Raw genomic sequence first — 20,075 nt, forward strand, 5'->3', positions numbered from 1 at the left:
GCTGAGACGGCTGGAACCCGATCGGCGGGCGCCAGCCGGCATTGTGTCACGTGCAGCGGGCGGCTGTTCGTCTGCGCTCGTGCGCGCACGAGATCGAGCGAGGCGATATGGCGATCCCGGCATTCAGGATGATCACTCTCGTAGCGGTTGCTGCCATGATCGGCCCATCCGTGCAGGCCCGCGACGACGGTCGCTACGCGAACTCTCCCCTCAAGGGCTGGTTCGAGAGCCTGCGCAGCAAGGGCGGCGGTCCCTGCTGTGCCGACGCTGACGGCACGGCGCTGGACGACGTCGACTGGGACACGAGAGATGGACATTATCGCGTCCGACTTCTGGGCGACTGGATCGAGGTACCCGACGACACCGTGATCACCGAGCCGAACCGCGCCGGCCGCACCATGGTCTGGCCGTACTACATCAACGGCCGCGCCATGATCCGCTGCTTCATGCCCGGCAGCATGACCTGAGATTACGAATTCCGGTGTTCAGGGCGCGGCGCAGCATGGGCGGCTGATCAAAGTTGCGGGTCACTTCGCCTGCTTGGCCGCGTGGATCTCGACGAACTCGGAGTCGGGATGGGCGACGATGGTGGCGAACATGATGCCGCTGATGATCAGCGACCAGGCGGTGTTCCAATAAATCCAAAACACGTGCCAGCCTCCGTTTCGATCTGCTCCGCCCGCGGGATCAGGGTAACGGCAAGGCGAGGCTGCCGTTCCCGGTGCGCGGGCGGCCCGGGCGAGGTGCTATTTTGGTTTGGTCGGCGCGGAGTTGGGATCGGTTTGGCCGGTGTGGCGCTTTGCCACGACGTCCTCATCGCGCTCGCCCTGACGCGGGCGCGGCGGCGACTTGGGCTGGCCGGCCTGACCGCCATGCTTGCCGCCCATGTCGGGCTTACCTTCAAGATCGTTTTCACGGGGCATGCCGGTTCAATGCGCTCGCGCGGCATTGGTTCGCTTCGCCTGTGAACGAGTTCATAGGATCGCCGCGATTTGCAGTGCACGATCGCCAGGCCCGCTCCCCGGGAGCATTCTCATTCATATGACTGACGGATTCGGCCTGATGCGGAAACGACTCGTCGTCTGGACGATCCTGACCTGCGCGCTGCTCGCGGTCACCGTGTGGACCGTGCTCGGGCCGCCCGACACCCCGCCCGGGCCCCATCTGCCCTCCCGCACGGCGGCGATACGGTAAGCCTCCGACCGATACCATTTCGGCATCGATCGATCCCAATTGGAATTTGGTGCGGCGGGGCGGCTGCCGCTATCCTCGCCGGCAAAACGACAAATGCCGCACCGGCATCCAGGAGGGACCCCATGTTGAGACCGACCCGACGCATCAGATCCGGCGTACCCCGCGCCGCGATCGCCGCCACGCTTGCTTTCCTCACTCTCATTTCTGGAGTCCGCGCCGGCATGGCCGACACCTTCGCCTATGTCGGCAACGCCGACAGCAACGACATCAGCGTGTTCAAGATGGCCGAGAGCGGCGAGATGACGCCCGTGCAGACGGCCGCCTTCACCGGCGTCGAAAAGCCCGGCTCCTCGACGCCGCTCGCGATCACGCCCGATCATCGCGTGCTGATCGCCGGCGTTCGCTCGCAGCCGTTTCTCGCGGTGAGCTTTGCGATCGATCCGAAGACGGGCCAGCTCAGCCATATCGGCAACGGCCCGCTCGCCGACAGCATGGCCTATATCGCCTTCGACCGCGGCGGCAAATTCCTGCTCAGCGCCTCCTATGGCGGCAACAAGGTCGCGCTGAATCCACTGCTTGCCACCGGCGTCGTGGGCGAGCCGAAGCAGGTGATCCCGACCGGGCTGAACGCGCACGCCGTCCTGCCCTCGCCCGACAACCGCTTCGCGTTCGCGACCAATCTCGGCTCCGACCAGATCCTGGCTTTCGCGTTCGATGCCACGACCGGTACGCTCACGCCGAGCGATCCGCCGGCTCACAAGGTGCCGGAGAAATCGGGGCCGCGGCATTTCGTGTTCCACCCCAACGGCAAGTTCGTCTACCTCCTCCACGAACTGAATGGCGACGTCGCGGCGTTCGCCTATGAGGCGAAAGGCGGCGCATTGGACGAGATCCAGCGCACCACCGCGCTGCCCGAAGGATTTACCGGAAAGCCCTGGGCCGCCGACATCCACGTCACCCCCGACGGCCGTTTCCTCTACGCCTCCGAGCGCACCACCAGCACGCTCACCGCCTACAAGATCGATGCGACAACCGGCAAGCTGACCACGATCGGCAGCGTGCCGACCGAGAAGCAACCGCGCGGCTTTCATATCGATCCCAGCGGGCGCTACCTCGCCGCGGTCGGCGAGCTCTCCGACAGCATGACGGTCTATGCCATCGACCAGAGCAGCGGCGCGCTGACCAAGCTGAAATCCTACGCCACCGGCAAGAAGCCGAACTGGGTGGAGTTCTTGAGCCTGCCGTGAGGGGGAGCTGATACCTCCTCGTCGTCATGGCCGGGCCGGACATGACGAGTTGATTGGGCGGCGACCACCGGCGAACCTCTTTGCTTGTGCGGCGACTAATTCAACGGGCGGCATCGCGCCGCCCGTGCTGCTGCGGCATTCTCATCCGGCCGGCCCTTATGTGCCCTTGGCTCGCAGCGATCGCTTCTGCTAACGATGAGGCCGTCAAGGCCCCAACCGGAATGACCCATGCGTTCATTGCCTGCGCGTTCTGTTTCCAGACATCTCGTTGCGCTCACCGGACTGCTGTTGCTGTCCGCCCAGCCCGCTGCCGCCGCCGATGACGACGCGCCCAAGGGTCCGGCGGTCACGGTGCTGAAGGTCGCAAAATCCTGTTTCTCCGACATCGTCGAGGGCACCGGCACCATCATCGCGCGCGAGGCAAGCTCGGTGCGGCCGGAGCGGCCCGGCCTGAAGGTGACGGAGGTGCTGGCGGAAGCGGGCGACACCACCACCGCAGGCCAGGTGCTGGCGCGGCTGGCGCTGCCCGAGGGCGGCACGCTTCAGGTCACCGCCCCCGTGGCAGGCGTGATCGCCACGTCGACCGCGCAGATCGGCAACCTCGCCTCCGCCAAAGGCGAGGCGCTGTTCACGATCGTGGCGCGGAGCGAGTACGATCTTGTCGCCCTGGTCGCGACCAGCGATATGCGCAAGCTCGCGGTCAACCAGGTGGCGACCGTGCGCATCGCCGGCGCCGGGGACATCGACGGCAAGGTGCGCCGCATCGGCCCGACGGTCGAGCCGAACATCCAGCAGGGCGTGGTCTATATCGGCATTTCCTCACAGAAGCGGCTGTTGCTGAATGCGAGCGGCCGCGCGCTGATCAAGTCCGGGCAGAGCTGCAACGTCGCGGTGCCGCTGACCTCGGTGCAATATTCCTCCGCCGGCACCGTCGTGCAGGTGATCCGCCGCAACCGCGTCGAGACCAAGCGTGTCGAGGTCGGGCTGATGTCGGGCGGCAATATCGAGATTCGTGACGGCCTCAATGAAGGCGATATCGTCGTCGCCCGCGCCGGCGCGCTGCTGCGCGAAGGCGATCCGGTGCGCACCGTGATGGCCGCGGAAGCGGCGAAGTAGCAGGCGGTCTCGTAGGGTGGGCAAAGCGAAAGCGTGCCCACCAATTCTGTCAGCGATTTTGGAAAGATGGTGGGCACGCCGCGTTGCGCCTTTGCCCACCCTACAAGACCTAAGAAAAACTAGCCGCCGGCTTCGCCGAAATGGACGTCCTCGAGCAGCGAGGACGAGACGGACGGGACCTGGTCGCCTTCGCTGGCGCGGGAGATGGCAAGGCGGGTCTTGTTGAAGACGCTCTCGGCGCTGCCCTGCGCATTGAGGTTGTTGAGGAACTCGCTGACCAGCACGCTGTGCTCGCCCTTGCCGTCGTCGACGACCTTGCCGGGCGAAGCCGAGGAGAGGATCAGCGCATTGTCGGTCGCGCTGATCGGCGCGAGGCCGTGGCTGTAGGACCGGAAACGGCGCTCGTAGGGGTTGCGGCGGGAGGCGTCGACCACGACGAGCTTGGCCTTGGCGCCCTGCTCCTTCATCATGTCGAGAACGCCCTCGATGGAGATGCCCTGGCGGCGGACGTCGTTTTCCTTCCAGATCGCGGCATCGACCGGCAGCATGTAGCTCTCGCGGCCGGCCTGCACGCCGTAGCCGCCGAAGAACAGCATGACGACGGTGTCGCGCTTGATCCGGGACTTCAGGCGATTGACCGCGCGGACCATGTCGTCCTTGGTCGCGTCTTCCACCATGTCGACGTCAAAACCGTTCTTGCGCAGCGACGAGGACAGCGCGCGGGCGTCGTTGATCGACTGCGTCAGAGGCGCGGTGGCGTCGGGGTAATGTCCATTGCCGATGACGAGGGCGAGACGCGAGGCCTGGCCGATCGAGCCGGTGACCTGGTCGGTCGAAACGGCCTTGGCGGCATCGAGCGCCCGCATGTTGAGGGCAGCATGGGCGCCGATCACGAGCGAGACCGTGCCGATGAGGGCTGCGGCCACCGCGATCGTGCGTCGGGAAATGTCGAGCTGCGTTACATTCATCTCGCGTCATTCCTGTCAGTGCCAAAGACCAGCCAAGCACGCGCACACTGTTTGAGTAGCGCGATAGCGTCTTTGGGTTTGAGGGATTGGCCGGGGGTGTGCCCCCGAATTGCGCGCAATTTGCGGCGCCGCACCAAACAAACCCTTAACCGGATATCGCCTCCCCCGCAATAGATCGCCGAAAATTTGAGCTAAGCCACTGGAAACATGAGTTAATTTTCACTGCCCAATGTGTGATTTTTTTGCGTCCCCGTAGCCTTCCGGAGCCTGATTATGCAGGCTTCGTGCCGGCTTTTTCTGTGACCATCATCACATTTGTATTTCCTGCGAATCCGGGTAGCTTTTTCAACGACTTGCAGGGGGTGGCGCGCGGCTGGGAGCGTGCCGGCCGGCGCCCTCGGCCAAATTCCCGCGACCAGGTATTTCATGAGCTTTCAATATTTTGCCGGCGCCGCCTGCCGGGCGCTGACGGCGCGGAAGGACGGCCCCTCGCTTTACGACGTTTGCGATCCCGTATTGGCCGTTGCGGCCAGCGGCGATCCGCATCTGGCCAAGTTCTACAAGACCGCGCTCGGCAATCCCGCATTGCGGGTGCTGCTCCGCCGGGCCGGACTGCCCGAGCTGCGCGACGAAGGCAAACTGGCCCGGCTGCGCCAGGCGCTGGTGCGCGCCCGCGACGAGACCGAGCCCGATTGGGCGGCGGTCGGCCAGCCTGTCGCCGATCTCGTCGACAGCATCGCGCTGGATCATCCCAAGCCGCCGCCGGCCATGTTCACCGGCGCCACGCCGCAACAATCGCAGATCGACGGTGTGATCCGCGACTGCGCGCAGCATCTGCTGGGCTCGTACCGCAAAAATGGTTTTCTCCCGACCTACGCCGCGTTCAACCTGATCGGCGATCCCGATTTCCGCGGGCGCGAGCTGACCATGGCGCTCACGGGTCTCAACGCGCGCGGCTACAAGAACTCCTCGCTGCTGTTCAACCTCGCCCGTGTTTTCATCGCGCGAACGCCGGCGCGCGCCGTCGTCAATCCGCCCTGGCGAGGGGTTGCCGAACCGATGTGGGAGCCGGTGCAGATCCGCCACCGCTCGGCCTATTACGACGCGTTCTTCATCGAGGCGCTGTTAAGCTACGTCGACACAGGGCTGGCCTCGCTCGCCGACAAGATGGCGGCGGAGCGCGCGGTTGCCGACATGGTCGATTTCTGCGTCAACATCAGCCGCGAAGAGGTCGAGGGCATCGACGGGGCGCGATTCAACGTCATCACCGCGCTCGCGCCCGCACCGCATCCGCGCTTCTCGCGCTACTTCGCCCAGATCAAGCAGGACCTCGGTTTCGGCGTCTACGTGCCGGATTGCGACACCACGGCGTGCTCGATCTCCGCCGCGACGCAGGCCGGCTGCACCGATCCGATCCTCGACCAGCCGCTGCTGGATTTCTATGCGGGCTATCAGGTGCGGGCCGGCGTCAACGAGCCGCGCGTGACCGTGCCGATCAACGACAATATCGACTACGAGGGCGGGGTTGCGACCTGGATCGACAACCTCAAGGGCGAGCGGCCCTATGGCAACGATCTCGATCCGACGCTCAATCTCGACATTCTCGAGGTCAGCTTCCGCAACCTCGCGCGCTGGAAAGTATTGGAGACACCGGCGCGGCTCGCCACCGTTCATCGCATCATCGGCTTCCAGAAGCGGCTGGCGGCGAGCGGCGCCTTCGCCAATCCGCGCTCGCACATCTATTATCTGCCGGAGCTCTACAGCGCCTATTTCGGCCGCTGCTACGCCGCCTTCCTGGCGCTGCCGCTGGCGGCGCAGGCGATCATCGACCCCGACGGCGATTTCGATTTCATCCGCCACCGCGTGCTCTCCTACGTCAAGGGCGAGCTGATGGCCGCCGAGATGAACGTGTTCGACGCAGCGCTCGCCCTGATCGCGCTCGGCCATCTCGGCGCCGACCCGCGCGCCTTTGCGCCGGCGCTGAACGTGATCGTCACGAGCCTCGGCGAAGGCGGCCGCCGCGGCCCGTTCCGCGCCTATGAATGGAACAAGATGAAGACGCCGACGCGGATTTTGGTCGGCGGTCCGGAGGTCACATCGGCGTTCGTGCTGATGGGGCTGGCGGTGGCCAAGCGGGCGATGACGCGGGGATAGGTTTGGTAGGGTGGGTTAGCGAAGCGTAACCCACCACTTCTGCCGCCGTGGAGACGAAAGAGGTGGGTTACGCCTTCGGCTAACCCACCCTACAAAAACTTCGCCCGATGACGGGAAGTTGAAAGCCCAAGTGCCAGGCTTATGCTGGCCGGGCGAACAAAAGCCGACCACAATTGCGGGGTCTATCGCAATTTCCATCACACGCGGACCGGCATGTTGCGAAAATTCCTGATTGCGCTGTCATTGCTTGGCTTCTCCTTGCCCGGCTTGCCGTCGCCGGCTGAGGCCGCCGACATCACCGGCACCGCAAAGGTTCGCGCCGGCGACGCGGTGGTGATCGGCAACACGCGGATCAGGCTCGGCGGCATCGACGCGCCCGCGGTCGACCAGCTCTGCCTCAACAACAAGGGCGAGCGCTGGACCTGCGGCATCGCGGCCCGCGACGAGCTCGCCAAATACGCCGACGGCAAGAGCTGGGCCTGCCATGCGAGGTCGATCGACCGGCGCGGCCGCACCGTGGCGCGCTGCGATGTCGGCGGCGAGGACATCCAGAAATGGCTGGTGCACACAGGCTGGGCGCTGGCCTACACCCGCATGTCGCACGACTATGAGGCGGACGAGAAGGCCGCACGGGAGGCCAAAGCCGGGATGTGGCAGGGCGCCTTCATCGCGCCCTGGGACTGGCGCGTGCGCAACAAGAAGACCACCATCCTCGGCGCCACCAAGCCGCCCGACGGCGCGCATGCGATCCTGCTCGCTTCGGCCTCGGGCCCGGTCGCGCCCTCGCCGGACTGCACCATCAAGGGCAATGTCAACACCGCCGGCGAGTGCATCTATCACCAGCCGACCAGCCGTTGGTACACCCAGATCAAGATGAAGATCAGCAAGGGCACGCGCTGGTTCTGCTCGGTGGAGGAAGCCGAAGCTGCGGGCTGCCGCGAGACTAAGAGATAGCCCACGTCAGACCTGCGTTTTCCGGCCTTTTCTTGCACCGCAGCGCCGCGTAAAAGTGTAAATCAGCGACCCACCGATCCTGTTCTCAGGCAATAAGGACCAACAGCAATGACCGTTCGCGCGGGCCGGGAATTTCTGGCCATCCCCGGGCCCACCAATATGCCCGACGAGGTGCTGCGGGCGATGCATCGTCCGGCGATCGACATCTACTCCAAACAGATGACCGATCTGACCGAGAGCCTGCTTAGTGACATCTCGAAACTGTTTGCGACCAAGGGCAAGTCCTACATCTACATCGCCAACGGGCACGGCGCCTGGGAAGCGGCGCTGAGCAACGTGCTGTCGCGCGGCGATAAGGTGCTGGTGCTCGAGAGCGGCCGTTTCGCGATCGGCTGGGGCAATGCGGCTTCCCTGATGGGTGCCGAGGTCGAGGTGCTCAAGGGCGACTGGCGCCGCGCGGTACGGCCGCACGAGGTCGAGGAGCGCCTGCGCCGCGACAAGGAGCATACGATCAAGGCCGTCGTCGTCGTCCAGGTCGACACCGCGTCTGGCGTGCAGAACGACATCGAGGCGATCGGCAAGGCGATCAAGGCGAGCGGCCACCCGGCGCTGTACATGGTCGACACTGTCGCCTCGCTCGGCTGCATGCCGTTCGAGATGGACAAATGGGGCATCGACGTTGCGATGTCGGGCTCGCAAAAGGGCCTGATGACGCCGCCCGGCCTCGGCTTCGTCGCGGCCAATGCGCGCGCGCTCGAGGTGCAGAAGACCGCCAACATGAGCACGCCCTATTGGAGCTGGAGCGAGCGCGAAGGCAGCGAGCATTATCGCAAATATGCCGGCACCGCGCCGGTACATCTGCTGTTCGCGCTGCGCCAGGCGATCGACTTGTTGCACGAGGAAGGACTGGAGAACGCCTTCCGCCGTCACAGCCTGCTCGGCGAAGCCGCGCGCCGCGCGGTCGGCGCGTGGTCCGAAGGCCAGGTGCTCGGCTTCAACGTCGCGGAAGCCAGCGAACGCTCCAACACCGTGACCACGGTGACCATGAGCAACGGCCACGATCCGGCAATCCTGCAACGCTATTGCAAGGAGAAGTGCGGCGTCGTGCTCGGCACCGGCATCGGCGATCTCTCGGGACAAGCCTTCCGCATCGCCCATATGGGCCACGTCAACGCCCCGATGCTGCTCGGCACGTTGGGGGTGATCGAGGTCGGGCTGAATGCGCTGAAGATCCCGCACGGCAAAGGCGGGCTCGAAGCGGCGATCGCGTATCTCGGCGAAGAGGTGGCGGCGTAAACCTGTCGTCCCGGCGAAGGCCGGGACCCATACCGCGTGATCTATCGACAGAGCGCGGTCGCAGTACCGAGGACCGTTTCACTCCGAGTCTTCGCCAAACTCCTCCCTGGGGTTATGGGTCCCGGCCTTCGCCGGGACGACCCGGTTGCTTTAGCCGATACGCTTCAACCTGCGCCTTCAACTCATCCAGCGACGCAAGTGGCGCCTTCGGATCGACCCGATATTCCCCGTGCGCCAGCCACGACAGCACCTTCGCATCGACGATCGGCGAATGGTGGATGACGTCGCCGTAGTTGTCGAGGTCGTGCGTCACGTCCTTGATCGCCCGGAAATCGTACAGGCGCACATTGGGAAGCTGGGTCAGGCGCTGCGCCATGACGGCGGTGATGTCGGTGACGATCTTCAGCGTCGCAGGCGAAGCATCGCGCATCGCGACGAATTGCAGGATCGAATAGGGCGGGAAGTAGATGTCGAAGGTCACGTCCGGATGGCGCGCGATCAGGCCGACGGCGTCATGCTCGAAATGCCGCACCATGGCGTCGTAACGATAGCCTTCGCCGAGAAATCGGCTGCGTACGGGATCGGTGATATAGGCGAAGGCCGCGAGCGTCCTTTTCGCATTATAGGCGCGCGCGACGTCGACATCCCGCGGCAGCGCATAGATGTCGTCGACGTCTTCAAGCGCAAACTTGATTGGCAGAAAAGGCGCCGCCCGGGTCAGCGGCTGCCGCAACGGCGGAACCGACCGGAGCAATGCGAACAGGGATTCCTTCGCCATGGCCGCACTGAACAGATACGACGCGATGCCTTTTGCCGTCCCGCGATAGAGATCGGCAGAGAGATAGGGATCCGTCTCGATGTCGGCCGCATCGACAAAGATGAAATCGTCCATCTGCCAGATCACGCGCTTTGCGCCGCGGTCGATTGCCTGCTCCAGCACAAAGCCCTGCTGGCGCGAATTGGAGCCGGTCATCGCCAACTTCAGCGAGTGCACGCCAAGCGCATGGTCGATGTCGCTCTGACGGAAATGGATCGCGAGCGAGGTACCCATGAAGGCCGCGTCGAACGACTGGCTGCGGATCAGCCCTGCATTCTGCACGCGCGTGTCATCGGAATAGAACGGCGCGATGAGACGCGAGGGCCGGAACAGCTGCAGGGGATCGATGACATAGGTGAGCGCCGCCGCCCCGAGCACGCACGCGATGCTCGCGAAGAGAAGACGCCCTGGATGTGTGAACGCGCCCCGCATCAGAACCGGAAATAGATGAATTCGCTGTGGCTCTGGATGCCCAAGATCCCGAGCGCCAGCACCAGCGACGCGCCATACAGGACCAGCGGCCGCATCCGTCCGGCCATCAGGCCCTCGCCGACCCTGCGATTGGCGTGGTCGTACCCCATGAGTCCTTGCGTGTTCGGCGCCAGCCACACCAGCGCCGCATAAATTGCGACCATCACCGACGCCGCGATCTCCTCGCGCCCGAAGACGATGTTCGAGGGATCGGCCATCGCATTCAGAATCCGCATGGCCCAATCGACCCGTTCGGCACGGAAGAATACCCAGGCCACAACGACGGCGAGAAATGTCAGCGCGGCCCCGGCGACCCGAGTTGGGCGCGCGAGCAACTTCGGAACACTCGGCACCAGCGCGTTGAAGGCGTGATTGATGCAGAGATAGGCACCATGCAGCGCGCCCCAAATGACAAAAGTCCAGGCCGCGCCGTGCCAGAGCCCGCCGAGCAGCATCGTGAGCATCAGATTGACATAACGGAGCACGCGGCCGCGCCTGTTGCCCCCGAGCGGGATGTAGAGATAGTCGCGCAGGAAGTGCGACAGCGTCATGTGCCAGCGCCGCCAGAATTCGACGATGCTGGTGGCCTTGTAGGGCGAGTTGAAATTGACCGGCAGGAAGATGCCGAACATCAGCGATATTCCGATCGCCATGTCCGAATAGCCGGAGAAGTCGAAATAGAGCTGGAAGGTGTAGGCGAGCGCGCCAAGCCAGGCCTGATCAAAACTCGGCGCGCGCGCATCGAAGGCGAGCGCGACCAGCGGCTGGATGCCGTCGGCAAGGCACGTCTTCTTGAAGAGGCCGATTGCGAAGATGATGAGGCCGCACAGGATCAGATGCCCGTGCGGATGCTTGGTTTCCTCCCGTTCGAATTGCGGGATCATGTCCTTGTGGTGAAGGATCGGCCCCGCGATCAGATGCGGAAAGTATGTCACGAACAGCGCGTAATGCGGCAGTGCGTAGGCCGCGACCTGCCCGCGCCATGCGTCAACCAGGAACGCGATCTGGGTGAATGTGTAGAAGGAGATGCCGACCGGCAGCAGGATGTGGACCGCAAAGTGCGTGCCGGCCAGCGCGTTGATGTTCTCGGTGACGAAGCCGGCATATTTGAAGATGCCAAGCACGAGGAGGTCGCCGGCGACGCCGACGGCAAGTGCCACCTTTCGTTGCGACGGAGCAAGGTTCGCCACGATCAGGAGGTGGCCGATGCCATAGTTGAAGGCGATCGATATCAGCAACAGGGCGACGAACTGCCAGTTGCCGATGGCATAGAAGGTGAGCGAGGCCACCGCCAGCCAGATCACCGGGGCCAGATTGCTGCGCCGCCCGAGCCAGAAATAGCCAGCCAGCGCGGCAGGCAGGAACAGCAGGATGAACGGGTAGGAATTGAACAGCATCAGGCTGGACCGGCGGCGGGGATAGGGAGCCTAAAGCATAGAAGGGGCCGATCAACAACCCGGCGACTTGGCGCGGTCCTTGGCGCTGTAGCGCTGGCAATTCGCGGAATCGGGACGATATAAGGCAGGACGCATCTGAATGAGGATCGAGTGACACAAGCCAGAACACCTTCCCAGCCCCCCGTCGCCCCGCGCCGGCCGCATTCCTTCACGCGGCACGGGATAACCGTGACCGACGATTATGCCTGGCTGAAGGACGAGAAATGGCAGGAGGTGCTGCGCGATCCCGCGGTGCTCGATCCCGACATCCGCAAATATCTCGACGCAGAAAATGGCTACACCGAGAGCCTGCTCGGCCACACCGCAGCCCTGCAGAAGACGCTGGTGCGCGAGATGCGGGGGCGGATCAAGGAGGATGATTCCAGCGTGCCGTCGCCGGATGGTCCCTTCGCCTATTTCCGCAAATTCCGCGAAGGTGGTCAGCACGAGCTGTTCGGCCGCATGCCGCGCGATGGCGGCGAAGGCCACATCGTGCTCGACGGCGATGCGCTCGCCAAAGGCCATGAATATTTCAAATTCGGCGGCAGCCGGCACTCGAACGACCACAGGCTGCAGGCCTGGAGCGCCGACACCAAGGGCTCGGAATATTTCTCGATCCGCGTGCGCGACTGGGCGACCGGAAAGGACCTCGATGACGTCGTCGAGGAAACCGACGGCGGCGTAGTCTGGAGCAAGGACGCCACGTCGTTCTTCTACGTGAAGCTCGACGACAATCACCGGCCGATGCAGGTGTGGCGGCATAAGCTCGGCACTCGGCAGGTCGACGACACGCTGGTCTACGAAGAGCAGGATTCCGGCTGGTTCACCCATCTGCAGGAGAGCACCAGCGGCCGCTTCTGCGTCATCGCGGGCGGCGACCACGAGACCTCCGAGCAGCGGCTGATCGACCTCGCCCACCCCGACGCACCGCCGCGCCTGGTCGCGGCACGCGAGGAAGGCGTGCAATATTCGCTCGCCGACCGCGGCGACGAACTCTTCATCCTCACCAACGCCGACGAAGCCATCGACTTCAAGATCGTCACCGCGCCGCTCGCCTCACCCGAGCGCAAGAATTGGCGCGATCTGATCCCGTATCGTCCCGGCATCTACATCATCGATCTCGATCTTTATGCCGGCCACATGGTGCGGCTGGAGCGCGCCAATGCTCTGCCGTCGATTGTGATCCGCGACCTCACGACCAAGGACGAGCACGCCATCGCGTTCGACGAGGCGGCCTATTCGCTGGATACGATGGGCTCCTACGAATTCGAAACGACCACACTGCGCTTCGCCTATTCGTCGATGACGACGCCGTCGGAGGTCTATGACTACGACATGCTCAAGCGGACGCGCACCCTGCGCAAGCGGCAGGAGATTCCGTCCGGCCACAATGCGAGCGACTACGTCACGACGCGCATCATGGCGAAGGCGCATGACGGCGCCGAGGTGCCGGTGTCGATCCTCCACCGCCGCGGGCTCACTCTCGACGGCGCGGCGCCGTTGCTGCTCTACGGCTACGGCTCCTACGGCATGGCGATGCCGGCCTCGTTCAACGCCAACCGGCTGTCGCTGGTCGACCGCGGCTTCGTCTACGCCATCGCCCATATCCGCGGCGGCGCCGACAAGGGCTGGGGCTGGTATCTCGACGGCAAGCGCGAGAAGAAGACGAATTCGTTCGACGACTTCTCGGCCAGCGCCCGCGCGCTAATCGATGCGAAATACACCAGTGCAAAACGCATCGTCGGCCACGGCGGATCGGCCGGCGGCATGTTGATGGGCGCGGTCGCGAACCGTGCCGGTGAATTGTTCGCCGGCATCGTTGCCGAAGTGCCGTTCGTCGACGTGCTCAACACGATGCTCGACGACACGCTGCCGCTGACGCCGCCGGAATGGCCAGAATGGGGCAACCCGATCGAGAGCGAAAAGGATTTCCGCACCATCCTGTCGTATTCGCCCTACGACAATGTCGCGGCGAAAGACTATCCCGCGATCCTGGCGATGGGCGGGTTGACCGATCCGCGCGTCACGTACTGGGAGCCCGCCAAATGGATCGCGCGCCTGCGCGCAACGATGAGCGGCGGCGGCCCGGTCCTGCTCCGCACCAACATGGGCGCCGGCCACGGCGGCGCCTCGGGACGCTTCAACCGGCTCGATGAAGTCGCGATCGTCTACGCGTTCGCGCTGTGGGCGGCGGGAATGGCGGAGGCGGGGGTGTAAGCGACACCCTGCGCTGTCGTCCCGGCGAAGGCCGGGACCCATACCGCGTGATCTATCCGATAAAGATCGGTGTCAGTACCGCGCGAAAACACGACGACTCCAAGTCTTCGCCAAACTACTCCCTGGGGTAATGGGTCCTGGCTTTCGCCAGGACGACGACGGAGATTGTGGGACGAGTTGTCGTCCTTTACCTTCCGTTCGCCTTCCGCCATGCGGCGAAGTCGGTCAGCGTCTGCGGGTCGGTTGCCGGATAGAGACCGAAAATGCCGCGGCCCTTGTTGACTTCCTCGGTGACGAAGTCCTCGAACGCGGTCATCTCGAAGGTCTCGTTGGCGATCTCCTCAGTGAGATGCGCGGGGATCACGATCACGCCGTCGCTGTCGCCGAGAATGACGTCGCCGGGAAACACCGGCGCATCACCGCAGCCGATGGGAACGTTGATCTCGATGGCGTGATGCAGCGTCAAATTGGTCGGCGCGCTCGGACGGTGGTGGTAGGCGGGGATCCCGAGCTTGGCGATCTCGGCCGAGTCGCGAAAACCGCCGTCGGTGACGACACCGGCGACACCGCGCTTCATCAAGCGCGTGACCAGGATCGCACCGGCGGACGCGGCGCGTGCATCCTTGCGGCTGTCCATCACCAGCACGCTGCCTGGCGGGCAATCCTCCACCGCCTTGCGCTGCGGATGGGAGTGATTCCTAAAGACGTCGATGGTGTTGAGATCCTCGCGCGCCGGCATATAGCGCAGCGTGAAGGCTTCACCGACCATGGTCGGCTGGCCGGCACTGAGCGGGTGCACATCCTGGATCATCTGGATGCGCAGGCCGCGCTTGAACAACGCGGTGGCGACGGTGGCGGTGGAGACGGATTTGAGCTTGTTGCGGGTGGCTTCGGTAAGTTTGGTCATCTCGTGCTCTCTCTTGTCGTCATTCCGGGCCGATGCGAAGCATCGAACCCGGAATCTCGAGGTTCCGGGTTCGCTTCGCGCCCCGGAACGCCGGTGAAACTAGTAAATCGAGGGCTCGCCGATCGGCGCGCCGAAATCGGTCTCGAGGAAGTCGAAATCGCAGCCGTCATTGGCCTGCTTGATGTGCTTGGTGAACATCCAGCCATAGCCGCGCTCGAACCGGCGCTCGGGCCGCTTCCAGGCGGCGCGGCGCTTTTCGAGCTCGGCTTCCGACACATCGAGATTGATGGTGCGGGCGGCGACATCGAGCGTGATGCGGTCGCCGTTCCGCACCAGCGCCAGCGGCCCGCCGACATAGGATTCGGGGGCGACGTGCAAAATGCAGGCGCCGTAGCTGGTGCCGCTCATGCGCGCATCGGAGATCCGCACCATATCGCGGACGCCCTGCTTCACGAGCTTGGTCGGGATCGGCAGCATGCCCCATTCCGGCATGCCCGGCCCGCCCTGCGGCCCCGCATTGCGCAGAATGAGGATGTGGTCTTCGGTCACGTCGAGATCGGGATCGTCGACCGCCTTCTTCATCGATGGATAGTCGTCGAACACCAGCGCCGGCCCGGTGTGCTTGAGGAAGCGGGGCGCGCAGGCGCTCGGCTTGATGACGCAGCCGTCGGGCGCGAGATTGCCCTTGAGCACGGCGAGTGCGCCTTCCTTGTAGATGGGATTGTCGATCGAGCGGATCACGTCGTCATTGTGGACCTCGGCGTGCGCGATGTTCTCGCCCAGCGTCTGGCCGGTGACGGTGATGCAGTCGAGATGCAGATGCGGCTTGATCTGCCCCATCAGCGCCGGCAGCCCGCCAGCATAGAAGAAATCCTCCATCAGATAGGCGTCACCGCTCGGCCGCACATTGGCGATGACGGGCACCTTGCGGCTCGCAATCTCGAAATCGTCGAGGCCGATATCGAGACCGGCGCGGCGCGCCTGCGCGATCAGATGGATGATCGCATTGGTCGAGCAGCCCATCGCCATCGCCACCGCGATCGCGTTCTCGAACGCCTTGCGGGTCTGGATCGTCTTCGGCGTCAGATCTTCCCAGACCATCTCGACGATGCGGCGGCCGCATTCGGAGGCCATGCGGATATGGTTGGCATCGGCGGCGGGAATCGAGGAGGCGCCCGGCAGCGTCATGCCGATCGCCTCGGCAATCGCGGTCATGGTGGAAGCCGTGCCCATGGTCATGCAGGTGCCGTAGCTGCGCGCAATGCCGGCCTCGATGTCGAGCCAGTCCTTGTCGGAGATTTTGCCGGCGCGCCGCTCGTCCCAGTATTTCCAGCCGTCCGAGCCCGAGCCGAGCGTCTTGCCCTTCCAGTTGCCGCGCAGCATCGGGCCCGCCGGCAGATAGATCGCCGGAATGTTCATCGAGGTCGCGCCCAGCAGCAGCGCCGGCGTCGTCTTGTCGCAGCCGCCCATCAGCACCACGCCGTCGACCGGATGGCTGCGCAGCAGCTCCTCGGCGTCCATCGCCAGCAGATTGCGATAGAGCATGGTGGTCGGCTTGAGCAGCGATTCCGATAGCGACAGCGCCGGCAGCTCCAGCGGCAGGCCACCCGCCATCAGGATGCCGCGCTTGACGTCATCGACGCGCGACTTGAAGTGCATGTGGCAGGGCTGCGCGTCCGACCAGGTGTTGAGGATCGCGATGATGGGGCGGTCCTTCCACTCCTCCGGCGCGTAGCCCATCTGCATGGTGCGGGAGCGATGGCCGAACGAGCGGAGATCGTCGGGTGCGAACCAGCGCGCGCTGCGGAGCTGGTCGGGCGTCAGTTTCTTCTTGGTCATGATTGGGTGCCCCATTTCTGCACGGTGTTCCGCTCGATGGCGCGGAAGATCAGGTTCTCGACAAAAAGCCCGATGATGATCACCGTCAAGAGGCCGGCGAAGACCGCAGGTATGTCGAGGAGGTTGCGGTTTTCGAAGATGAACCAGCCGAGCCCGCCCTGCCCCGACGATACACCGAACACCAGCTCCGCCGCGATCAGCGTGCGCCAGGCGAAGGCCCAGCCGATCTTGAGGCCGGTCAGGATCGAGCCGAACGCGGCGGGGATGAGGATTTTCGCGACGTACGGCAATCCCCGAAGGCCGTAATTGCGGCCGACCATGCGCAGCGTGTTGGACACGCTCTTGAAGCCGGAATGGGTGTTGAGCGCAACCGGCCACAGCACCGAATGGATCAGCACAAACACCAGACTGCCGTTGCCGAGACCGAACCAGATCAAAGCGAGCGGCAACAGCGCGATCGCCGGCAGCGGATTGAACATCGCCGTGACAGTCTCGAGGAAATCGGTGCCGATGCGGGTCGAGATCGCGAGCACGGTGAAGATCGCGGCGAGCGCGATGCCGGCCGAATAGCCCATGAACAGCACTTTTAGCGAAGCCCATGCCCGCATGGGAATCGTGCCGTCCTTGACGCGATCGTAGAGCGTAAGGATCGTGTCGTGCAGGGTCGGAAACAGCAGGGGATTGTCGAGGGTGAGGCCGTAGGCCTCCCAGACCGCCGCGAGAAACAGGATGATGACGGTCTTGCGGACAAAACCGTCGTTCCACAACAGCTCGAGCACGCTCAGCTTGCGCTCGACTTCGGCTGCGCTGCGGGCGACCGGCGCCTCACGCAGCAGGATTCTGGCTTCGCCCATGAAAGGCTCCCCTCAATGCGCCGTTGCTTCGGCGGCGAACAGGAGATCATGAATCTCCTTTTCGAGCCGGCCGGCACTGCCGTCCTCATTGGCGACCTTGTCGACATCGACCACCTCGGCCTTGACGCGGCCGGGATGCGACGACAGCAGCAGGATGCGGTTGCCGATGCGGATCGCTTCCGCAATCGAGTGGGTCACGAACAGCACGGTGAATTTGGTCTCGCTCCAGAGCTGGAGCAGCTCGTCCTGGCAGGTTCGGCGCGTCAGCGCGTCGAGCGCGGCGAACGGCTCGTCCATCAGCAGGATGTCCGGCTCCATCGCCATCCCGCGCGCGATCGCGACGCGCTGCTTCATGCCGCCGGAGAGCGTGTGCGGATAGGCATCGACCACGCGGGTCAGGCCGACCTTCTCGATATAGGCCCGCGCCCGCGCTTCGGCATCCTTGCGCGACAATTTTCGCGCGGTCAGCAGCGGAAACATCACGTTGGCCAGCACGCTTTTCCAGGGCAGCAGCTGGTCGAACTCCTGGAAGATCATCATGCGATCGGCGCCGGGACCGTGGATCTCGCGATCGTTGATGGTCATGCGGCCTTCGCTCGGGCTCATATAGCCGCCGACGGCCTTGAGCAGGGTCGACTTGCCGCAGCCGGACGGCCCGAGCAGCACGAAGCGATCGGACTTGCCGACGGTGAAGCTCACCCTTTCCGTGGCGGTGACGACGGCGCTGGAGGTCTTGTAGCGCAGCGTCACGGAGCTGACGTCGAGCAACGCCATCAGTTGCCCTTCAGATCGTGCGCGACGGGGAGGTAGTAATCGGTCCAGGCCTTGGGCTGGGTCTTCAGCGTACCGGTCTTGAACAGATGGGCGGCGAATTTCATGGTGCCCTGCGGTTCGAGATTCCACTCCATCATGCCGGGCTCCTTCAGGAGATCGAGCAGCTCTTCCACCGAGGTCTTGTCGCCGGTGATCTCCTTGTAGATCTCGACCGCCTGTCGGGTGTCGCTGCGGATCAGATCCTGCGCTTCCTTGGTGGCATCGCGCACGGCCTGGATGATTTTCGGGTTGGCATCGGCGAACTTCGTGGTCGTGAAGAACTGCGCTTGGCTGAGCGGGCCGCCCATCACGTCAGGCGACGACAGCACGACATGCGCACCCGGCACGTTCTTCAGCTCGAGGAAGGTGAACGGCGGAATCGAGAAATGGGTTTGCACCTCGTGCTTGGCGTTGGACAGCGCCGCATAGGCGTCGGGATGGCCGAGCTGCACCGTGTTGACGTCCAGCTTCGACCATTGGTCCGCACCAAAGGCCTCGGCGGCGGCGATCTGGAGCACGATCGCCTGGGTCGAGACTTTTACCGTCGGCACGGCGATCTTGTCGCCGGGGCCGAAATCCCTGATCGACTTGATGTTGGCGTCGCGGCTGATTAGCGTCATCGGCTGCGCCGAGGTCGCGACGATGCCCTTGACGCCGCCGCGAGTGCGGTCCCACAGCAACAAAAGATTGCCGGTGCCGGTGTTGAGAATATCGACCCCGCCCGCGAGCAGCGCATCGGTCTGCGCACCGCCGCCGGAGAAGGTGACCCATTTGGTGGTGACACCGGCCACCCCGAGCTGAGCTGCGTGTTTTTCGATCAGCTTCTGCTTTTCCATGATGTGGCTCGGCATGTAGAAAATGCCGGGCTGGCGCGACAGCGAGATCTCGGACTTTTGCTGCGCCTTCGCGGGCGAGGCCGTCAGCGCCGTTGCGGCGATCAGGGCGATGGCCGTGAGGCCGCACTGCAATTGCTTGATCATTGTTGTTCGTTTCCTCCGGCCGCCATTGACGAGCGATCTCACTGATGCACTAATGCATTAGTGCATCAAAGGCAAGGCCGGCCGGAGCCCTTCGCATGGAAACAGCCCAATCCGCTGCCCGCCCGGGCGCGCGGCTCGACCGGGCCCGGCAGGCGGCACCGCAAGTGTTCGAGCGGCTGCGCAACGCCATCCTCGCGCTCGAACTGCCGCCGGGCTCGCCGCTGTCGCGCACGGATCTCGCCGCACAGTTCGGTGTCAGCTCGACGCCGATCCGCGACGCCTTGATGCGGCTGGAGGAAGAAGGGCTCGTCGACGTGTTTCCGCAGCACGCCACCGTCGTCAGCCGGGTCGATGTCGGTCGGGCCGAGCAGGCCCATTTCCTGCGCCAGGCGCTGGAGCTCGAAATCGTCCGGCTGCTTGCGCAGCAGCACAACGAAGCCCTGGTCATACGTCTCGACCACACGATCGCGCTCCAGCAGCAATTCGCCAAGGCCGGAGACTTCCAGAGCTTCATTGCCGGCGACAATGATTTTCACGCGCAGCTTTATGCCGCGGCCGGCAAGCAGGAGCTCTGGACGCTGGTGCGCAGTCGCAGCGGACATATCGACCGGCTGCGCCGGCTGCATCTGCCCTCACCCGGCAAGGCCCAGAACATCGTCCGCCACCACAAGCTGATCACGCGCGCGATCGAGGCCGGTGACGCCGATGCCGCGCAACAGCATCTGCGCAAGCACCTGTCGGGCACGCTGAGCGAGCTCGACACGATCCGAAGCCACTATCCGGAATACCTGACCGACTAGCCTATGGGGCCC

19 protein-coding genes are annotated in these 20,075 nt (G+C 64.4%); 9 read left to right on the forward strand and 10 right to left on the reverse strand.

Annotated elements, in window-relative coordinates; genetic code table 11:
• Nucleotides 1–128: 128 nt before the first annotated feature.
• Nucleotides 129–467, forward strand: a complete 339-nt coding sequence (locus GWG67_RS35815; protein ID WP_275174399.1) for a hypothetical protein — start codon at nt 129–131, stop codon at nt 465–467.
• A gap of 60 nt (nt 468–527) precedes the next feature.
• On the opposite strand, the gene GWG67_RS35820 is transcribed toward GWG67_RS35815, so the two are convergent.
• Together GWG67_RS35820 and GWG67_RS35825 are read right to left on the reverse strand one after the other, a co-directional pair.
• The gene (locus tag GWG67_RS35820; protein WP_275174400.1) at nt 528–650 is read right to left on the reverse strand and encodes a hypothetical protein; all 123 of its coding nucleotides are present in this window, start codon (nt 648–650) and stop codon (nt 528–530) included.
• Nucleotides 651–746: 96 nt separating this feature from the next.
• Nucleotides 747–923 carry a hypothetical protein gene (locus GWG67_RS35825; RefSeq protein ID WP_157642977.1) on the reverse strand — a complete coding sequence of 59 codons (177 nt, stop codon included), beginning with the start codon at nt 921–923 and terminating at the stop codon, nt 747–749.
• Nucleotides 924–1,062: 139 nt separating this feature from the next.
• On the opposite strand from GWG67_RS35825, the gene GWG67_RS35830 reads away from it, so the two are divergent.
• The 3 genes from GWG67_RS35830 (at nt 1,063) to GWG67_RS35840 (ending at nt 3,557) form a co-directional block, all read left to right on the forward strand.
• A complete protein-coding gene (locus tag GWG67_RS35830) occupies nt 1,063–1,194 on the forward strand; it encodes a hypothetical protein (RefSeq protein WP_275174401.1) in 132 nt (43 codons plus the stop codon).
• Nucleotides 1,195–1,316: 122 nt separating this feature from the next.
• Entirely contained in the window at nt 1,317–2,441 is a 1,125-nt protein-coding gene (locus GWG67_RS35835; protein ID WP_275174402.1) for a beta-propeller fold lactonase family protein, read from the forward strand.
• A gap of 228 nt (nt 2,442–2,669) precedes the next feature.
• The gene (locus GWG67_RS35840) at nt 2,670–3,557 is read left to right on the forward strand and encodes an efflux RND transporter periplasmic adaptor subunit (protein ID WP_275174403.1); all 888 of its coding nucleotides are present in this window, start codon (nt 2,670–2,672) and stop codon (nt 3,555–3,557) included.
• 119 nt (nt 3,558–3,676) lie between these two features.
• On the opposite strand, the gene GWG67_RS35845 is transcribed toward GWG67_RS35840, so the two are convergent.
• Nucleotides 3,677–4,525 (reverse strand): caspase family protein, encoded by an 849-nt coding sequence (locus GWG67_RS35845; RefSeq protein ID WP_275174404.1) that lies wholly within the window; start codon nt 4,523–4,525, stop codon nt 3,677–3,679.
• Nucleotides 4,526–4,951: 426 nt separating this feature from the next.
• Here GWG67_RS35845 and GWG67_RS35850 point away from each other — a divergent pair, with 426 nt between their 5' ends.
• The 3 genes from GWG67_RS35850 to GWG67_RS35860 all read left to right on the forward strand — a co-directional run bounded on the left by GWG67_RS35850 (nt 4,952) and on the right by GWG67_RS35860 (nt 8,929).
• Entirely contained in the window at nt 4,952–6,679 is a 1,728-nt protein-coding gene (locus GWG67_RS35850) for a hypothetical protein (protein ID WP_275174405.1), read from the forward strand.
• 213 nt (nt 6,680–6,892) lie between these two features.
• The gene (locus tag GWG67_RS35855; protein ID WP_275174406.1) at nt 6,893–7,633 is read left to right on the forward strand and encodes a thermonuclease family protein; all 741 of its coding nucleotides are present in this window, start codon (nt 6,893–6,895) and stop codon (nt 7,631–7,633) included.
• Between the two features lie 108 nt (nt 7,634–7,741).
• Nucleotides 7,742–8,929, forward strand: coding sequence for an alanine--glyoxylate aminotransferase family protein (locus GWG67_RS35860; RefSeq protein WP_275174407.1), 1,188 nt, complete (start codon nt 7,742–7,744; stop codon nt 8,927–8,929).
• 112 nt (nt 8,930–9,041) lie between these two features.
• On the opposite strand, the gene GWG67_RS35865 is transcribed toward GWG67_RS35860, so the two are convergent.
• Nucleotides 9,042–10,178, reverse strand: coding sequence for a hypothetical protein (locus tag GWG67_RS35865; RefSeq protein WP_275174408.1), 1,137 nt, complete (start codon nt 10,176–10,178; stop codon nt 9,042–9,044).
• Nucleotides 10,178–11,614: an MBOAT family protein gene (locus GWG67_RS35870; protein WP_275174409.1), complete on the reverse strand. Its 1,437-nt coding sequence runs from the start codon at nt 11,612–11,614 to the stop codon at nt 10,178–10,180. The genes GWG67_RS35865 and GWG67_RS35870 overlap by 1 nt, the downstream gene beginning before the upstream one ends.
• Before the next feature lie 150 nt (nt 11,615–11,764).
• Between GWG67_RS35870 and GWG67_RS35875 the strand changes: the two genes are divergently transcribed.
• The gene (locus GWG67_RS35875; protein ID WP_275174410.1) at nt 11,765–13,870 is read left to right on the forward strand and encodes a S9 family peptidase; all 2,106 of its coding nucleotides are present in this window, start codon (nt 11,765–11,767) and stop codon (nt 13,868–13,870) included.
• 187 nt (nt 13,871–14,057) lie between these two features.
• On the opposite strand, the gene GWG67_RS35880 is transcribed toward GWG67_RS35875, so the two are convergent.
• The 5 genes from GWG67_RS35880 to GWG67_RS35900 form a co-directional block, all read right to left on the reverse strand.
• Nucleotides 14,058–14,777 (reverse strand): ribonuclease activity regulator RraA, encoded by a 720-nt coding sequence (locus tag GWG67_RS35880; protein ID WP_275174411.1) that lies wholly within the window; start codon nt 14,775–14,777, stop codon nt 14,058–14,060.
• A 99-nt stretch (nt 14,778–14,876) separates the two neighbouring features.
• The gene (araD, locus tag GWG67_RS35885) at nt 14,877–16,616 is read right to left on the reverse strand and encodes an L-arabinonate dehydratase (protein ID WP_275174412.1); all 1,740 of its coding nucleotides are present in this window, start codon (nt 16,614–16,616) and stop codon (nt 14,877–14,879) included.
• The gene (locus GWG67_RS35890) at nt 16,613–17,470 is read right to left on the reverse strand and encodes an ABC transporter permease (RefSeq protein ID WP_275174413.1); all 858 of its coding nucleotides are present in this window, start codon (nt 17,468–17,470) and stop codon (nt 16,613–16,615) included. The genes araD and GWG67_RS35890 overlap by 4 nt, the downstream gene beginning before the upstream one ends.
• Before the next feature lie 12 nt (nt 17,471–17,482).
• The gene (locus tag GWG67_RS35895) at nt 17,483–18,244 is read right to left on the reverse strand and encodes an ABC transporter ATP-binding protein (RefSeq protein ID WP_275174414.1); all 762 of its coding nucleotides are present in this window, start codon (nt 18,242–18,244) and stop codon (nt 17,483–17,485) included.
• Nucleotides 18,244–19,263, reverse strand: coding sequence for an ABC transporter substrate-binding protein (locus GWG67_RS35900; protein ID WP_275174415.1), 1,020 nt, complete (start codon nt 19,261–19,263; stop codon nt 18,244–18,246). The genes GWG67_RS35895 and GWG67_RS35900 overlap by 1 nt, the downstream gene beginning before the upstream one ends.
• A gap of 95 nt (nt 19,264–19,358) precedes the next feature.
• Between GWG67_RS35900 and GWG67_RS35905 the strand changes: the two genes are divergently transcribed.
• Nucleotides 19,359–20,063: a GntR family transcriptional regulator gene (locus tag GWG67_RS35905; RefSeq protein WP_275174416.1), complete on the forward strand. Its 705-nt coding sequence runs from the start codon at nt 19,359–19,361 to the stop codon at nt 20,061–20,063.
• Nucleotides 20,064–20,075 lie beyond the last annotated feature (12 nt).

It is taken from the genome of Bradyrhizobium sp. CSS354 (genome assembly GCF_029051725.1).
Taxonomy (GTDB): Bacteria; Pseudomonadota; Alphaproteobacteria; order Rhizobiales; family Xanthobacteraceae; genus Bradyrhizobium.

Bases quoted from the DNA above. Each gene is read 5' to 3' on its own strand.
- GWG67_RS35870 (WP_275174409.1), bottom strand. From the start codon at position 11,614: ATGCTGTTCAATTCCTACCCGTTCATCCTGCTGTTCCTGCCTGCCGCG.
- GWG67_RS35815 (WP_275174399.1), top strand. From the start codon at position 129: ATGATCACTCTCGTAGCGGTTGCTGCCATGATCGGCCCATCCGTGCAG.
- GWG67_RS35900 (WP_275174415.1), bottom strand. From the start codon at position 19,263: ATGATCAAGCAATTGCAGTGCGGCCTCACGGCCATCGCCCTGATCGCC.
- GWG67_RS35855 (WP_275174406.1), top strand. From the start codon at position 6,893: ATGTTGCGAAAATTCCTGATTGCGCTGTCATTGCTTGGCTTCTCCTTG.
- araD (WP_275174412.1), bottom strand. From the start codon at position 16,616: ATGACCAAGAAGAAACTGACGCCCGACCAGCTCCGCAGCGCGCGCTGG.
- GWG67_RS35845 (WP_275174404.1), bottom strand. From the start codon at position 4,525: ATGAATGTAACGCAGCTCGACATTTCCCGACGCACGATCGCGGTGGCC.
- GWG67_RS35860 (WP_275174407.1), top strand. From the start codon at position 7,742: ATGACCGTTCGCGCGGGCCGGGAATTTCTGGCCATCCCCGGGCCCACC.
- GWG67_RS35830 (WP_275174401.1), top strand. From the start codon at position 1,063: ATGCGGAAACGACTCGTCGTCTGGACGATCCTGACCTGCGCGCTGCTC.
- GWG67_RS35865 (WP_275174408.1), bottom strand. From the start codon at position 10,178: ATGCGGGGCGCGTTCACACATCCAGGGCGTCTTCTCTTCGCGAGCATC.
- GWG67_RS35905 (WP_275174416.1), top strand. From the start codon at position 19,359: ATGGAAACAGCCCAATCCGCTGCCCGCCCGGGCGCGCGGCTCGACCGG.
- GWG67_RS35825 (WP_157642977.1), bottom strand. From the start codon at position 923: ATGCCCCGTGAAAACGATCTTGAAGGTAAGCCCGACATGGGCGGCAAG.
- GWG67_RS35850 (WP_275174405.1), top strand. From the start codon at position 4,952: ATGAGCTTTCAATATTTTGCCGGCGCCGCCTGCCGGGCGCTGACGGCG.
- GWG67_RS35890 (WP_275174413.1), bottom strand. From the start codon at position 17,470: ATGGGCGAAGCCAGAATCCTGCTGCGTGAGGCGCCGGTCGCCCGCAGC.
- GWG67_RS35895 (WP_275174414.1), bottom strand. From the start codon at position 18,244: ATGGCGTTGCTCGACGTCAGCTCCGTGACGCTGCGCTACAAGACCTCC.
- GWG67_RS35835 (WP_275174402.1), top strand. From the start codon at position 1,317: ATGTTGAGACCGACCCGACGCATCAGATCCGGCGTACCCCGCGCCGCG.
- GWG67_RS35880 (WP_275174411.1), bottom strand. From the start codon at position 14,777: ATGACCAAACTTACCGAAGCCACCCGCAACAAGCTCAAATCCGTCTCC.
- GWG67_RS35840 (WP_275174403.1), top strand. From the start codon at position 2,670: ATGCGTTCATTGCCTGCGCGTTCTGTTTCCAGACATCTCGTTGCGCTC.